Annotated in this window: 11 protein-coding genes; 4 read left to right on the top strand and 7 right to left on the bottom strand. The window is 42.8% G+C overall.

The genetic code is table 11. From position 1 onward, the window contains the following. Positions 1-52: 52 nt before the first annotated feature. The 5 genes from BSG1_RS06390 to BSG1_RS06370 form a co-directional block, all read right to left on the bottom strand. Positions 53-1,651, bottom strand: a complete 1,599-nt coding sequence (locus BSG1_RS06390; RefSeq protein WP_006836136.1) for an amidohydrolase — start codon at positions 1,649-1,651, stop codon at positions 53-55. A gap of 1,156 nt (positions 1,652-2,807) precedes the next feature. Further along, complete coding sequence (mbcS, locus tag BSG1_RS06385) at positions 2,808-4,391, bottom strand: acyl-CoA synthetase MbcS (RefSeq protein ID WP_006836135.1); 1,584 nt, start codon at positions 4,389-4,391, stop codon at positions 2,808-2,810. Positions 4,392-4,798: 407 nt separating this feature from the next. Then, complete coding sequence (locus BSG1_RS06380) at positions 4,799-5,005, bottom strand: alpha/beta-type small acid-soluble spore protein (protein WP_006836134.1); 207 nt, start codon at positions 5,003-5,005, stop codon at positions 4,799-4,801. An 86-nt stretch (positions 5,006-5,091) separates the two neighbouring features. Further along, positions 5,092-6,303 carry a tRNA uracil 4-sulfurtransferase ThiI gene (thiI, locus tag BSG1_RS06375; RefSeq protein WP_006836133.1) on the bottom strand — a complete coding sequence of 404 codons (1,212 nt, stop codon included), beginning with the start codon at positions 6,301-6,303 and terminating at the stop codon, positions 5,092-5,094. Continuing rightward, positions 6,300-7,451, bottom strand: a complete 1,152-nt coding sequence (locus BSG1_RS06370) for a cysteine desulfurase family protein (RefSeq protein WP_006836132.1) — start codon at positions 7,449-7,451, stop codon at positions 6,300-6,302. Before BSG1_RS06370 ends, thiI begins: the two co-directional genes overlap by 4 nt. 1,348 nt (positions 7,452-8,799) lie before the next feature. On the opposite strand from BSG1_RS06370, the gene brnQ reads away from it, so the two are divergent. Then, positions 8,800-10,122 (top strand): branched-chain amino acid transport system II carrier protein, encoded by a 1,323-nt coding sequence (brnQ, locus tag BSG1_RS06360; protein WP_006836131.1) that lies wholly within the window; start codon positions 8,800-8,802, stop codon positions 10,120-10,122. A gap of 43 nt (positions 10,123-10,165) precedes the next feature. On the opposite strand, the gene ezrA is transcribed toward brnQ, so the two are convergent. Further along, positions 10,166-11,863 (bottom strand): septation ring formation regulator EzrA, encoded by a 1,698-nt coding sequence (gene ezrA, locus BSG1_RS06355; RefSeq protein WP_006836130.1) that lies wholly within the window; start codon positions 11,861-11,863, stop codon positions 10,166-10,168. 225 nt (positions 11,864-12,088) lie between these two features. Between ezrA and hisJ the strand changes: the two genes are divergently transcribed. Continuing rightward, positions 12,089-12,883: a histidinol-phosphatase HisJ gene (hisJ, locus tag BSG1_RS06350; RefSeq protein WP_006836129.1), complete on the top strand. Its 795-nt coding sequence runs from the start codon at positions 12,089-12,091 to the stop codon at positions 12,881-12,883. A gap of 1 nt (position 12,884) precedes the next feature. Here the strand turns inward: hisJ and refZ are convergent, their stop codons facing one another. Beyond that, complete coding sequence (gene refZ, locus BSG1_RS06345; RefSeq protein ID WP_006836128.1) at positions 12,885-13,523, bottom strand: forespore capture DNA-binding protein RefZ; 639 nt, start codon at positions 13,521-13,523, stop codon at positions 12,885-12,887. Between the two features lie 260 nt (positions 13,524-13,783). Between refZ and BSG1_RS06340 the strand changes: the two genes are divergently transcribed. Together BSG1_RS06340 and BSG1_RS06335 are read left to right on the top strand one after the other, a co-directional pair. Further along, positions 13,784-14,263, top strand: coding sequence for a GAF domain-containing protein (locus tag BSG1_RS06340; RefSeq protein WP_044022510.1), 480 nt, complete (start codon positions 13,784-13,786; stop codon positions 14,261-14,263). 283 nt (positions 14,264-14,546) lie between these two features. Next, positions 14,547-15,056 carry a cupin domain-containing protein gene (locus BSG1_RS06335; protein ID WP_006836125.1) on the top strand — a complete coding sequence of 170 codons (510 nt, stop codon included), beginning with the start codon at positions 14,547-14,549 and terminating at the stop codon, positions 15,054-15,056. The last annotated feature ends 32 nt before the right edge of the window (positions 15,057-15,088 follow it).

Here is a 15,088-nt window from a genome sequence, read left to right as displayed (position 1 = left end):
AATTGTGTTTACACCAAAAGAAGGTGCCTGGTTAAACGGCACCTTCACTTTTTCAAGCTTTTTTGTAAACAACGGTTTCGTCCACGACCGTCATCTCCACTTCCATATCAAGCAGTTCGTCGGCATCTACCTGGAAGAGATCTTTAGGAAGGACAGTGAAATCGGCTTTGTATCCTTCTTTGATCATCCCGTGATCATGCTCATGATGGCACGCATAAGCACTGCCTTTTGTGAATAAGGAAACCGCTTCATACATCGATAACCTTTGCTCTTCCATATAGACCGTTTTTTCCGGATCCAATGGATTGGTTCTTGTGACAGCAGCATGAATTCCGAGTAACGGATCTACCGGCTCAATCGGGGCATCAGATCCCCCCGCACAATGGATCCCCTCGTCCAATAAGGTTTTCCAAGCATAATTGTATTCCATATTTTCTTCCCCGACACGCTCGATCACCCATGGAAAATCTGAAGGGACAAACCTTGGCTGAATATCGAGAATAAGGGGAAGGCCCTTTATCCTGTCAATCAATTCTCTGCGCAACAACTGAGCATGAATAAAGCGGTCCCTTCGGCCATTGTAAGTTGGATATTCCTCGACTACATCCAGCACGTTTTCAAATGCCTGGTCACCAATTGTGTGCACGGCAATTGGAAGCTGGTACTCTCTTGCTTTTTTCACCAGTTCCGTCAGTTTTTCCTGTGAATGGATGGCTACACCATTGGTAGAAGGATCGTCACTATACGGATGGCTCAGCAACGCGGTTCTTCCTCCAAGTGCACCATCGGCAAAAATTTTCATAGCTCCAAATTCCACCAGGGGCGTTCCGTCCATAAAAGTAAACCCAGCTTCTTTCCAATCATCGATTACTGCTTGATGGACAAGCAAATGTGATCGGAACTTCTTGCCGCCTTCCTCAATGACATTCAAAAAGGTTTTGTAGGTTTTCTCGAAGTTGCCGTAATAACTCAAATCTTCCGTATGCCCTCCGACAAGTCCAAGTCTCCAGCAGTTCTCAATTGCTTTTGTCAATGCTTCCTCCAAATACTCGCCTGTCGGTGATGGGAGGGCATCAACAAGGATATCCTGTGCAGTATCCTTCAATACCCCATTCAACTCGCCTTTTTCATTTCTTTCTATGACACCGCCTGCAGGATTTTCTGTACTTTCATAAATTCCTGCCAGCTCCAACGCCTTCGAGTTGGCAACCATGGCATGTCGGCAGATCCGTTTAAGCAGGACCGGCTTGTCGGACACAACTTCATCAATTTCCTGTCTAGTGATGACCTCACTGTTTTCCCAGAGATTCTCATTGAATCCTTCTCCGATAACCCAGATGCCTTCCGGCGTATTTTCAGCTTTTTCTTTTACTGACTTCAAAACTTCTGCTTTGGTATTCATTTTCGAAAGGTCCAATCGAATCAATGTTTCACCATGTCCGATAAGATGCATATGACTGTCGACAAATCCAGGGAAAACCGTGTTCCCCTGCATATCGACTCGTTGCGCAACAGCATCTGCAAATCTAGATTCCATTTCTTGTACGGAGCCAACCCCTTTAATAACACCATTCTCTGTAAAAACGGCATCGGCTGCTGCGCCTTCTTCCGTCATTGTATAAAACGTTCCGTTATACCATAAAGTACCCATCTGAAAAACTCCTTGTCCTGATTGTAATCTATACAAAAAAGGACTGGCTCAACGTCCTGATAGAGGTTTTCCCATACAGGGCGGAAACACGTCCCGCCGCTCTATCAAGTCCGGGAGCCACTCCCGTCTTATTTCGGCCTATTTTATTTTACTATATCGCTTTAACACTTTAAAGCATTTCGTTTTCAGAAATATCAGCTAATGAGGGAGTCGGCGTTCATACAGCGCTGATATCATCTCGTGAAAAATTTTAAAGGATGTCCCGCGCCTGCGCGGGACATCCTTTATTTAATGCACCAGTTCTGACTTTATTAGGACATCATTGCGTTGATCATCTTGATTTGATGTATCAATTCTAATTTTATTAGGACATCATTACGTTGATCACCTTGATTTGATGTACCAATTCTGACTTTATTAGGACATCATTGCGTGAACTACCTTGATGTGATGTACCAATTCTGACTTTATTAGGACATCATTACGTTGACCACCTTGATTTGATGTACCAATTCTGACTTTATTAGGACATCATTGCGTGGACCACCTTGATTTGATGTACCAATTCTAATTTTATTAGGATATCATTGCGTGGACCACCTTGATTTGATGTACCAATTCTGACTTTATTAGGACATCATTGCGTGAACCACCTTGATTTGATGTACCAATTCTGACTTTATTAGGACATCATTGCGTGGACCACCTTGATTTGATGTACCAATTCTGACTTTATTAGGACATCATTACGTGGACCACCTTGATTTGATGTACCAATTCTGACTTTATTAGGACATCATTGCGTGGACCACCTTGATTTGATGTACCAATTCTGACTTTATTAGGACATCATTACGTGGACCACCTGGATTTGATGTACCAATTCTAATTTTATTAGGGCATCATTACGTTAACCACCTTGATTTGATGTACCAATTCTAATTTTATTAGGGCATTATTGCGTGGACCACCTTGATTTGATGTACCAAACTATATTAGGATGTACCCCACTCCCCTGACGAGGACTTCATTCCAACAAAATTTCAATATGATTTACCTCGGTCCGTATGCGCGAAGCATCATCCCCCTAAATTAAAAAAACTGTACCCCGCTCCTCCTGCGGGGTACAGCACTCTAAAAAATCTAAGGACTCCGTTTACTTTTGTACAGTCTTTCTTTCGTTCTGTCTCAGCTCTATTCTTCTGATCTTTCCTGAAGTCGTTTTCGGCAGCTCTTCAATGAATTCAATCTTTCTCGGATATTTGTAAGGTGCCGTCAATTCCTTCACATGATCCTGAAGGCTTTTCACCAGGTCGGGATCTTCCGGGCTCACTCCGTCCCTCAACACGACAAAGGCTTTGACGATATTTCCTCTGACTTCATCAGGGCTTGCCACAACAGCACATTCTTTCACCGATGGATGTTTGACAAGTGCGTCTTCCACTTCAAATGGTCCAATGGTATACCCTGAACTGATGATAATGTCATCTCCCCTGCCTTCAAACCAGAAATATCCATCCTCATCCTTTTTCGCTTTATCCCCGGTAATATAATAATCTCCCCTAAACTGCATAGCTGTCCGTTCAGGATCTTTATAATAATTTTTGAACAGTGCCGGTGTATCTACATGAACCGCAATATCCCCAACTTCGCCAGGAGAGCACGGTTTGCCATCTTCATCTATGATTTCTACTCGGTTCCCAGGCGTTGGTTTTCCCATGGAGCCCGGTTTCAATTCCATTCCTTTCATGATTCCGACAAGCAGTGTATTTTCCGTTTGTCCATATCCGTCCCTGACATCTACATTAAAATGCTTTTGAAAAGCATCAATGACTTCCCTGTTCAATGGTTCTCCCGCAGAAACAGCACTATGCAGGTGTTGAAGATGGTATTTGCCCAGGTCATCGACTTTGGCCATCAAACGATACTCAGTAGGCGTACAGCAAAGCACATTGACCTGATAGTCTTCAAGCATTTGCAGGTAGGTATCCGGTTCGAATTTCCCTTGGTAAACAAGTCCTGTTGCCCCGGAACCCAGTACAGAAAGGAAGGGACTCCAGATCCATTTTTGCCAGCCGGGACCTGCCGTTGCCCATACAGTATCTCCCTCTTCGATGCTCAGCCATTTTTTCGCCGCTGTACGCAAGTGAGCATAAGCCCATCCATGTGTATGAACGACTCCCTTGGGGTTGCCTGTTGTTCCTGATGTATAAGAAAGGAATGCCATATCTTCCCGGCCGGTATCAGCAAGTGCGAGCTCGTCAGATGACTCATTCTTTAGTGAATCTAACGAAAGCCACCCTTCTTTTTCTGCCCCTACCACAAATTTCATAAGTCCTGAACTTTCTTCCAACTCATCAAATTGCTCGGTGTACGGCTCATAACAAACGACCGCTTTGACATCTCCATGTTCAATTCTGTATTTCAAGTCTTTGGCTCGCAGCATTTCAGAACTAGGGATAACCACCATTCCTGCTTTCAGCGCAGCGACATACGTCTCGTATGCCTCAATCAACCTTGGAATCATAACCAGGACGACATCGCCTTTTTCGAGTCCGTTATTTATGAATGCGTTTCCAATTTTGTTCGCATTCTTAATTAAATTTTCATATGTAATTTCTTTCTCTTCCCCTTGTTCACTCTTCCATATTATTGCCTTCTTACCTTGTTCACCTGCAAATTTCTCGACTTCGCTGATTAGATTATACCTTTCTGGTGAAAGTAAATCCTCTCTTCTCATATTTTCTCCCCCTTTGATGTTATTCTGTTATATTATACTAAATTTTTATAATATTTAAAATAATTAATTTGAAGTTATTTTGTCTCAATCTATTTAAGAGGGTAAAAATAGAAATAAAACCGTCGATAAAAAACGCAGTTTCCGTTTCAGGAGTCGAGTCTCCACAAGGCATGAGCACACTCTTAAGCTCCTATGGATTTGGATAAGAAAACTTTATTTTAATTTTTGTTTTGTTACATTCCAAGCACCTAAAGCTATCTTCGCAAAAGCTTTTGATTACTTTAATATTATTTTAAATCTGAAGGATTTCCTGCAGTTAACCCGGGACAAGTTCGTGCTCTTGACGCAGAAATAAAATAAAGGAGCGGGGGAAATCCCGCTCCTTGTAGCCATTATATTTAGTTGAATTATTGTTGGTAGCCTCCGCCGATTTGTTGTTCAGCCATTTGAACTAAACGTTTAGTGATTTCACCACCGACAGAACCGTTAGCACGTGCAGTTGTATCTGCACCAAGTTGCACACCGAATTCAGAAGCGATTTCAAATTTCATTTGGTCAATCGCTTGTTGAGCTCCTGGAGCTACTAGTTGGTTTGAACTGTTGTTGTTTGCCATGTGTCTTTCACCTCCTTGTGAGTATAGAATGTGCGAAAACACATGGCTTCATTCGAGTTTCCTATTGGTAATTCTTCCTAATAATATTACAACAATTCATCCAGTTCATCGTTTTCTGTTTGCAGGCTTCCCCCGTCGATGATCAGCAGTTCCGTATCGGCGACAGCTTTATCTATTAGCGGCTCAAAATCAACAAAGCTTTCATAGTATTGGATTTTCTCCTTTTTTGGCTTTGTTTTTGGCGCGGGCGGCGTAAAGATTGTACAGCAGTCTTCATATGGAAGGATGGAAATATCATGTGTTCCGATTTCTTTTGCAATATCAATGATTTCAAGTTTATCCACTGAAATCAGAGGCCTAAGGACAGGAGTGTTCGTAACCTCATTAATGGCCAGCATGCTGTCTAATGTCTGGCTTGCCACTTGTCCGAGGCTTTCGCCGGTGACGATGCCCAGACCTTCATGCTTCTGCCTCAACTTCTCGGTAATCCTCAGCATCATTCTTCGTGTGGATGTCATCGTATAGTTTTCAGGGACTTGATTATGGACAGTCTGCTGGATTTCCGTGAATGGAACAACATGAAGCTTGATTCTTCCGCTAAAAGCAGATAATGACTTTGCCAGGTCTATGACTTTTTGCTTTGCTCTTTCACTTGTAAAAGGGGGACTGTGGAAGTGTACCGCTTCAACTTCAACCCCGCGTTTCATGATTAAATAACCTGCAACAGGGCTGTCCAATCCACCGGAAAGCATCAGCATCGCTTTACCGCTGGCTCCGGCAGGCATCCCTCCGGCTCCCGGATAAACTTCACTGGAAAGATAGGCACCTTCTTTCCTGATTTCCACATTCAGCTTAATATCAGGGTTTTTCACGTCTACCGTTAACCCTTCCGTATTTTTTAACACATGGGACCCCACTGCATAGTTAATTTCATTTGTATCCAGTTCAAAGGTCTTATCAGCCCTTCTTGCAGATACTTTGAATGTCTTTCCTTCTATATGTGTTTTCTTCATAAGGGTTAGGGCTGCTTCTTTTATTTCATCAATATCCTTTGCCGTTTTTACAACAGGGCTGTAGGATTGAATTCCAAATACATTCTCCAGCTTCTTCAGTACTTCTTCCCCATTTTCGCCATTAAGATAGATATGAAGCCTATCACGGGTGGCACTAATCTTTATATTAGGGAAGTCTTTTAACATCATGAGGATGTTTTCTCTCAATTTTTTTGTAAATGCTTTTCGGTTGCGTCCTTTAGTTGAAATCTCTCCATAACGGACTAATATCTGATCATAAATCATTTTCTTCTCCTCGTCGTTTCCTCTAGATTTTTCTTCACTTTTTCAATTGCACTGCAGAATGCATCCACTTCTTCTTTTGTATTTTCAAATGAAAAGCTGACCCTGACAGATGTATCAAGGAGGCTTTCATTCACACCCATCCCCTGCAATGTCCGCGAAGGAATGTTCTTTTTGGATGAACAGGCACTGGTGGTGGATACGTATATATTGAACTCTTCTAACGCGTGTACGAATATTTCACCCCGGATATCCTGTACCGAAAAGTTCACTATATGTGGAGCCGCTCCTGCTGCAGGTGAATGAATCGTAATTCCGTCTATTTGATTTAATTTCCCCCTAAGGTAGGCATTAAGCTTACGGATGTACTCAAGTTCTTTGCCGCTCTTTTCAAAATGTAATCTTAAGGCTTTAGCAAAGGAAACGATTCCCCCGGTATTCTCGGTTCCACTCCTGATTTTTCTTTCCTGTTCACCGCCTGAAAGCAATGGTGAAATTTTTAATCCTTCCTTAATATACAACATGCCTGTGCCTTTCAATCCATGTATTTTATGTCCGGAGATCGAGCATAAATCTATACCTGCTTCATGGAAGGAAAGCGGAACCTTGCCAATTCCCTGGATATGATCGACATGAAAAATGACTTTGGGATAGGACTTCAATGCTTTTCCGATTGCTTCAACCGGCTGAATACTCCCCACTTCATTATTCACATGCATGATGGAGACTAAAATCGTATCATCTCTAAGGGCATCCAGCACATCCTGTACCCGGACACTGCCATGTGAATCGACTGGCAGGTACGTGATGTCAAAACCGAGTTCCTTTAATTGTTCGCATGTTTCAATGATGGATGGATGTTCGATCACAGTTGTGATAATGTGCCTGCCACGATTACGGTAATGTAAAGCGGTCCCTTTTAAGGCAAGATTATTTGATTCCGTCCCCCCCGAAGTGAAAAAGACTTCTGTTTCCTTTATCTCCAGCAGACTGGCAACCTGCTTTCTTGACTTGGTGATCAATGTCTCTACTCTTCCACCAAGTGCATGGATTGAGGAAGGATTGGCAAAATAATCTTCATTCACTTTCAAAAAGGTTTGAAGAACTTCTTTATACGGTTTCGTCGTTGCGCTGTTATCAAAATAAATCATATATTTACACCTTCTGATAAGTTCAGTTTGAAAGTACGTTAAAATCTATTGTTTACAAAAGATTATACTATCACAAATCCATTATTAAAAAAATTCCATCTTTGTTTAGATGATTTATTTTTAGGGGATTTGAATGGTCCTACAGGAAGCCAAAAACAACCTCATTTTGCTCTCAGAAGAATGCAGAGTGGTGAAACATTGGTGCACTAGATAAGTGTTAACCTGATTTCCGCTTCAGGTGCGTGACTCCGCGGGGCGGGCGGTGAATTAAAAAGCGTAAGCGGCCGTTCAGCGCCGTACAGATTTTAGGGCTCTCGCATGAGATATAGGAATCACGAAGAGCAGAGCGATTCGATGATGACTTATCTATATAAAGTGAAAAGGCCCCGTTCAGCGGCGTACGGACTGGACTGTCACCGCATGAGATAAAGGAAACACAACGAACGCAGTGAGTTGATGTTGACTTATCGCAAGGAGGGGGCAGGGAAGTCCGCTAGCCGTTGGGGCCTTGCAGCTGGATTCGCAAGGAGAGAGACAGAAATCTGCTAGGCGCTGGCCGCTAGAGCTAGATTGGCCTCCTCGGCTGCGCCTGTTTAAAAAGAGGAAGCGCCCCGTTCAGCCCCGACAGGCAAATGTTACTCAGCGAAAAAAAGGTGATCTTTCCTTTTATTCGCTGAGGGTTATTTGACCCCGAGGGGCTGGGTTACGTTCCAGTGGGTACGTAACCTCGGGCGCTGCAACTGGATGGGAGTCTCACCTGTCATCAAAAGTGGAAGCGCCTTGGTCAGCCCCGACAGGCAAATGTTCCGGAGAGAATAAAAGGCGACCTTTCCTTTTAATCTCTCTGGGTTATTTGACCCCGAGGGGCTAGGCGCTGGAACTAGACGTCCCGCTGTTCCCGCAGGAGGTCACACACCTTCCGCTTCAATCAAACCTGTGTTGCTTTAATACCATGATACACATAATAATACCCTTTTCCTTTTTTAAGACTGTTTACTAACTCAATTTTGGCTGGTCCGATCAATCTTCAAAGCCTTACGTTCCATACCTCCCGTGCCCACCAAGCGGTCGTGTGCACTCCCAAAATTTTCCGAATGTGGATTCACGGTAATCTCGCTTGGAAAAACGGTTTAAATAGTTTACATGAATAATGCATTCCATTTCCTCAAACCCTTGACTTACATGGATGGCTGCTCTATTTTTGTAAGAGTGTAAATAATAAAGAAAATTTAATATGTTATGTCAATATACTGAATTTTTTAACTTTTAATTATTTCGACAATATTCGCGATTTATGTGTTACTATAAAACGGTTTGATTCACCTTTGTATTTTAGGGGGTTATTTATATGAGAGAGAAAGCGCTGTCATTTAATTTAATTGTTACGGTTGGTCTTATGCTGTTCGCCCTGTTTCTGGGAGCGGGCAATATGATATTTCCGCCTTTTTTGGGACAGCAGGCGGGGGAGAATATCTGGACAGGTATCTTTGGGTTCCTGATAACCGGTGTCGGACTTCCTTTGCTGGGAATCATTGCGATTGCCAGGACAGGCGGTGATCTCCAAACGCTGGCAAGCAGAGTCAGTCCTGCTTACGGGGTCGTGTTTACTGTCATTATGTATCTGGCAATTGGTCCCTTCTTTGGGATTCCACGGACAGGTACGGTTGCGTATGAAATTGGTGTCACCCCTTTCCTGGGCGAAGATATCAGCAAATACGGAATGCCGTTGTTCATTTATACCATCATCTTTTTTGGATTGACCATATGGCTGGCAATGAATCCAGCTAAACTTGTGGACAGGATTGGAAAGGTTCTTACTCCTGCTTTACTTGTAATCCTGACAATATTGGTCATCAGAAGCATCTTTTCACCAATGGGCGATTTTCAGGCGCCTTCAGGATCCTATAATGATGGTCCAGTCTTCAAAGGGTTCCTTGAAGGATACCTGACAATGGACACCATCGCTGCACTCGTCTTTGGCATAGTCGTCATCAATGCCGTCAGAGAAAAAGGAATAACATCAAAAGCTTCGATTACTAAAGCTTGTATCCTTGCCGGTATCATTGCAGCCACCGGCTTGGCACTTGTATACCTTTCGCTCGGATTCATCGGGGCGACAAGCACGGAAGCCATAGGGCTGAAGGACAACGGGGGGGCAATCCTGGCTGGTTCCGCGAATTACCTGTATGGTCAAATCGGAACTATTATTTTGGGGCTGGCCATCACCTTTGCCTGTTTGACGACTTCCATCGGCTTGGTGTCAGCATGTGCACAATACTTTTCAAAACTTTTGCCGGTTTCGTACCGCATTCTGGTCATCATTATCAGTGTATTCAGTATGATTATTGCCAACATTGGGCTGACTCAGCTGATTTCCGTATCCTTGCCGGTCCTGATTGTGATTTATCCATTGGCGATTGTTCTGATTTTGCTTTCATTCATGCATAACTGGTTTAACGGTTACTCCAGTGTGTATATCGGAGCATTAATTCCAACGTTCCTTATCAGTTTGATTGACGGTTTGAAAATAGCGGGGATTGAATTTTCAAAGTTGAATGATATTCTAAGTGTTTTACCGCTTTTCAACGAGGGTATTGGCTGGCTGCTGCCGGCATTAATAGGAGCCATCATCGGCTTCCTCTTGTCTGCAAGTTTGCGTTCAAGAGCATAAGAAAATCCCGGTCTGATGTTAGTCAGTCCGGGATTTTTTCGTATTAATCATTTAATTCTTCATTCACTAAACTTTCAATTCTTTTTATGGCCCCAGGCTCAACTTCCTCAATGGCTGTTGCGGCTTGTTCAAGAGCGTCTCTGTAATCATAGCTTCTAAATGCCGACTCTGCTTTTTCGAGTCTTTGAGAAACATCACCATACCGGCTTCTGTAACGGTTTCCGTATTGAATGACCTTTTCAGCAAGCAGGACCGTCTCAATCAAATCTACCGTCTTTTTATGGAAATGTTCAACAGTGTCTACTGCTTTTTCCAGATATTTTTGAACGACAGGCATATTGAGCGGCTTTTCTTCAAGCGCTCGAACCACGTCGGTGATATTCTTATAAGCTTCCTCGAGAAGCGCGTTATAGTCGGAAGGTAATCCCGGTACATTGCTCTTCGAGATCATTCTGCTTGCTTCACCGATTTTTCTCTTAAGCTCAGAAACTTTTTCTTTCGCTTCAATTTCATCTTTTCTTAAGGTCTGCAGCTGTTCAGAGAAGGTGTTCTGTTCGTTTTTGATCACTTCAAGCTGCTGTTGGATATCCTGCATTTCTTCACTCAGGAAGGTATAAGCCGAATCGTTTTCTACGACTTTTTCTTGAAGCTGCTGGAAACGTTTGAACAGGGTATTGATTTTCTTTTCCAATTGAACAGGAATCTGCAAGTCTTCATCCTGCAGGTGATAGCCCTGCTGAACAAACTCTGTTTCCTGCTTGATTTCTTTGTTGGCAGCTTTGACGGTCTCAAGAAGCTCAGTAGATTTCGCCTCATTTTGCAGAACAAAGTGCTTGGCCAGAACTTCTTTTTCCAGCATGTCATACAAATGGTCAACGCTTTCTTTCAAAGCATTCACTTCTTCTGTCACTTTATCTGTTTGAAGTTTTTCCAACGAATCAACGCAGGCTGCCAGCTCTTCGCGCAGCTTTGCGAGTTCTGTGTTGATGCCAAGGTGTTTCAAGACATACCCTTGAGATTCCATTTCATTGTATCCTGCTTCCACTTCATTCAGTTGATTCGGAAGAGAACTTTGACATTCTGTTAGCAAATCAGGAATGGCTTCCATCTTTTCGACGATACCCTGTGTGTCAGCTGTCAATGCCAGAACTAGCTCCCTGGCCTCAAGGTAATTCCCTTCTTCAGTAAGTTTATTGAAGTCTTCAATTTTCTCTGACATTTCATCCAGCTTGGCTTCAAGCCCATAAGCTGCTTTGCCGTACGCATGGCGGTGGGCAAGCAAAGTCTTTTTGCTTTTTCGGAAGGCTTCTTTCAATTCTTCAATCTCAAGCCTGTTCTTCTCTTCACTTCCGACCAGTTCTTCGACTTCAGAATGGATCCTCTCCATCTTATCTTCAGTCTGATTCAAGATCGCTTCAATTTTAGCCAATACTTCCTTAGCGGTTCCAAACCGGAACTTGTCAATGTATTCTTCAGCGGTAAAAAGCAGTTCTTCCACTTCTGGAAGGTCGACCGTAACAATGTCATCCCACCCTTTACGCCACTTTTCAAAGAGTTCTTCCGTCTGGCCTGTCATGTTAAGCTGCTTGACTTTAGACAGTTCATCAAGAATGGGCCTGTTCAAGATGTCGACCTTCCAGGATTCGAGACGGTCGACATGGTGATAATATTTTCGTCTTATAAAATAACCGATGATAAATAGTATGATTAAAAGTATAATTCCTCCGATGATAAATTCCATCGTAAGCCCCCTGCTTCTATAACTTGGTCTGCTCTATGTAAAAACTGTAAAATCTCACATCATAGCTTTTATTATGATACCATGATAACGACATTTTTTGACGATTTATTTGCAATTTTTCCTCTTCGAATAGAAGTTTTGTTATAAAAGTCTATCTATTCAACAAAATTATTGATATTTTACTATTATAAATGGATATGACAGTAAAAGGAAACGAGGGATTTGATGAAAATTGACGGACATATTCATACTCCATACTGCCCCCATGGGACGAAGGATACATTTCATGAGTATATAAACAGGGCCATCCAGCTCGGGTATGAGGAAATTACTTTCACGGAACACGCACCTCTCCCCGCCGGTTTCAAAGACCCTGTTCCTGATAGTGACAGTGGGATGAAAATGGAATACCTGGAGCAATATATCAAAGATCTTGCCAACCTGAAGATAGAGTTTAAAGGGATAATCACGATTAAGACGGGATTGGAAATAGACTATATAGAAGGATATGAGGAAGAAACAACCCAGTTTCTGAACGCAATAGGACCTCATCTGGATGACAGCCTGCTTTCGGTGCACTTTTTATTGAAAGAAGGAACTTATGACTGCCTGGATTTCAGCAAAGAAAATTTCGGAAGAATGATTGAGCTTTACGGCTCTGTGGACAGGATTCATCAAGCCTATTATGCTGCAGTGTTGAAATCGATTAAAGCTGATCTCGGAAAATATAAACCGAACCGAATCGGACATATTACTCTTGCCGATAAATTCAAAAAAGATTTCCCACCGGCAGGCTCGTTCGTCCAGCAAATAAACGCAATTCTAAACGAGGTCGCAAAGCGCAAAATGGAACTTGATTTTAATGGGGCAGGCTTTTTTAAAACAGGCTGCGGCGTTTCCTATCCGCCGCCTGAAATTGCAAAGCAGGCTCTTGAAATGGGAATCCCACTTGTATACGGCTCAGATGCACATCAAGCGAAGGACCTGAATCAAGGCAGAGACCGCATGATCTTTGAATGAACTATTGACTCGGTATGTTCTGCCTTGCTAATAGGCAATGATCGATCCATTGCTCCAAGGAAGTAAAATACCGGTCAACAAAATATTGCTCCTGCGGGAATACATGCCAGACTTCCCTTAAATATTGGCTGTTGAGGAATGGCATGGAAATCATCGACTTCAGCTGGATGATAAAAATACTCACCGGCATCGAGGTGAATCGGTTTTGTTCATTTACTCCCTCAAAAAACCGCTTCAACAAGTAACGTTCTTTCATTAGATAAGAAGAAATAATTTCACGGACGACTTGCGAGTCGATGGAAACCTCCCTCCAGACAAAGCGGGACAGAAGGTGGTTTTCACTCTGATACTGCAGGATGTTGTAAACAGCCCTCTTTAAGCATTCATCCGCAGGAGTGAAATCCAACTTATCGGCTTCAGCCTCAAGACATTCTAGATAAGCCTCAAAAAAGCGGGTGAAACAGGATTCGAGCAGCCCTTGTTTGCCATGAAAGTGGTAGGAAATGTTTGCAGCGTTAACGGAAGCTTTTTTCGCAATATCCCTGACGGAAGTGCCATTGTATCCTTTGGTATTAAACAGAGAAACAGCAGATAAGAGGATATTTTCTTTCGTCATGCCCTGCGCAGCTGGTTTTGCCATGTTCTCCCTACTTTCGGATTTATTAGTTGATTCACTTTTGGAAATATGCTAAAAATGGTTCATTAGGATTGCCGCTAATCAGAGAATCCGTTTTTCGGACAGCTCTTATTTTAGAAAATAGTGAAACCCGTTAATACATAAAAATTCGGTGCTCCAGCCTATATTCCTTTATGTATTTCTCGACACTTTCCTGCCAATCTTGTAGGAAAACGGTGAATCTATGATTTTGTCATCACATTCTGTAGAAATGAGGGATTTCCATGTTTCAAACTTCTATGTACCAAGGTACCCGCGAAGAAAACTATGACCTGGTCATTAAACAATTGCACGCCCTGTTAGAGGGAGAGAGCAATCGTATCGCCAACTTGAGTAATGCTTCTGCTTTACTTAATCAATTTTTAGACCGTATTAACTGGGTTGGATTTTACCTTATGGAAGATGGTGAGCTTGTCCTCGGACCATTCCAGGGACTTCCTGCCTGTGTACGAATTGCAGTCGGAAGAGGCGTTTGCGGTTCAGCTGTAAAAGATAAGAAAACCTATCTGGTCGATGATGTCCATGCATTTCCAGGGCATATCGCCTGTGATGCAGCATCTCAATCCGAAATTGTCGTTCCAATGATGAAAGACGGCGAAGTGATCGGCGTCCTGGATATCGACAGCCCGGAGAAAAGCAGATTTGATGAGACCGATAAAGCCAAACTTGAAGAGTTTGTTCAAGCATTAATTCAATACATTTGATTTTAAGCCGGGGGGGTTCCCCGGCTTTTTTATTTTTCAAGGATAGGTGGGTGACAGGGAAGGAGAGGTTCCTGGCAATGCTGGAGCTTTTAAGTATTACGAGTGAGAAAAGCTTGAAAAATGAGGGACCGACAGCATCTTCTTCTGGTTTGGGGCAACTTAGAAAGTTATTCAACAACCTAAGATCTTATTCCTATAAATGCGGAATCAATAGGACATATAGTTTACCCGGAGCACCCCTAGGGAATTCCAATTGATAGAATACTGAAAAGGAGGATGGTTCATGCAGACCAAAGATGTAGACACTTTGTATTTTGACGAGAGCGGATCAATTCCGAACAATCCTGATTTGCCAGTTCTGTTTTATAAAGGTGTTTTTAAAGATGATCCTGAAAAAGCTGAGAAGGTATTCAATGATCATAACTGGCGAAACAGCTGGCAGGGCGGGGTTTTTGATTATCACCACTTTCACAGTAATACTCACGAGGTTCTCGGGGTGGTCAGTGGAACTGCGGAATTGATTGTCGGTGGTGAAAGCGGCAAAAAAGTCGAGGTCCAACCAGGGGATGTAGTGGTTCTGCCGGCCGGCACCGGACATAAACGGTTAACGGCCAGTCAAGATTTCACGGTTGCCGGTGCCTACCCTGATGGAAAGGATCATAATTTAAAAACGGATGAGAACAATGAAAGAACACAGCTGTTAATTGAAATTAAGGAAGTAGACCTCCCGTCCCAAGATCCAGTCTATGGGAACAGCGGTCCATTGCTTTCCCTCTGGAAAGAAGAACAGTAATAAAACACCCGAAAAGGGATTCTTTTCGGGTG

Origin of the sequence: Bacillus sp. SG-1, from assembly GCF_000181495.1 — a bacterium.
Lineage (GTDB): Bacteria > Bacillota > Bacilli > Bacillales > Bacillaceae_B > Rossellomorea.
Note: the sequence above shows the minus strand (reverse complement) of the source record. Positions and strands in the feature narration are given on the sequence as shown.

Bases quoted from the DNA above. Each gene is read 5' to 3' on its own strand.
- refZ (WP_006836128.1), bottom strand. From the start codon at position 13,523: ATGGCAAAACCAGCTGCGCAGGGCATGACGAAAGAAAATATCCTCTTA.
- BSG1_RS06335 (WP_006836125.1), top strand. From the start codon at position 14,547: ATGCAGACCAAAGATGTAGACACTTTGTATTTTGACGAGAGCGGATCA.
- BSG1_RS06390 (WP_006836136.1), bottom strand. From the start codon at position 1,651: ATGGGTACTTTATGGTATAACGGAACGTTTTATACAATGACGGAAGAA.
- BSG1_RS06340 (WP_044022510.1), top strand. From the start codon at position 13,784: ATGTTTCAAACTTCTATGTACCAAGGTACCCGCGAAGAAAACTATGAC.
- ezrA (WP_006836130.1), bottom strand. From the start codon at position 11,863: ATGGAATTTATCATCGGAGGAATTATACTTTTAATCATACTATTTATC.
- BSG1_RS06370 (WP_006836132.1), bottom strand. From the start codon at position 7,451: ATGATTTATTTTGATAACAGCGCAACGACGAAACCGTATAAAGAAGTT.
- BSG1_RS06380 (WP_006836134.1), bottom strand. From the start codon at position 5,005: ATGGCAAACAACAACAGTTCAAACCAACTAGTAGCTCCAGGAGCTCAA.
- thiI (WP_006836133.1), bottom strand. From the start codon at position 6,303: ATGATTTATGATCAGATATTAGTCCGTTATGGAGAGATTTCAACTAAA.
- brnQ (WP_006836131.1), top strand. From the start codon at position 8,800: ATGAGAGAGAAAGCGCTGTCATTTAATTTAATTGTTACGGTTGGTCTT.
- mbcS (WP_006836135.1), bottom strand. From the start codon at position 4,391: ATGAGAAGAGAGGATTTACTTTCACCAGAAAGGTATAATCTAATCAGC.
- hisJ (WP_006836129.1), top strand. From the start codon at position 12,089: ATGAAAATTGACGGACATATTCATACTCCATACTGCCCCCATGGGACG.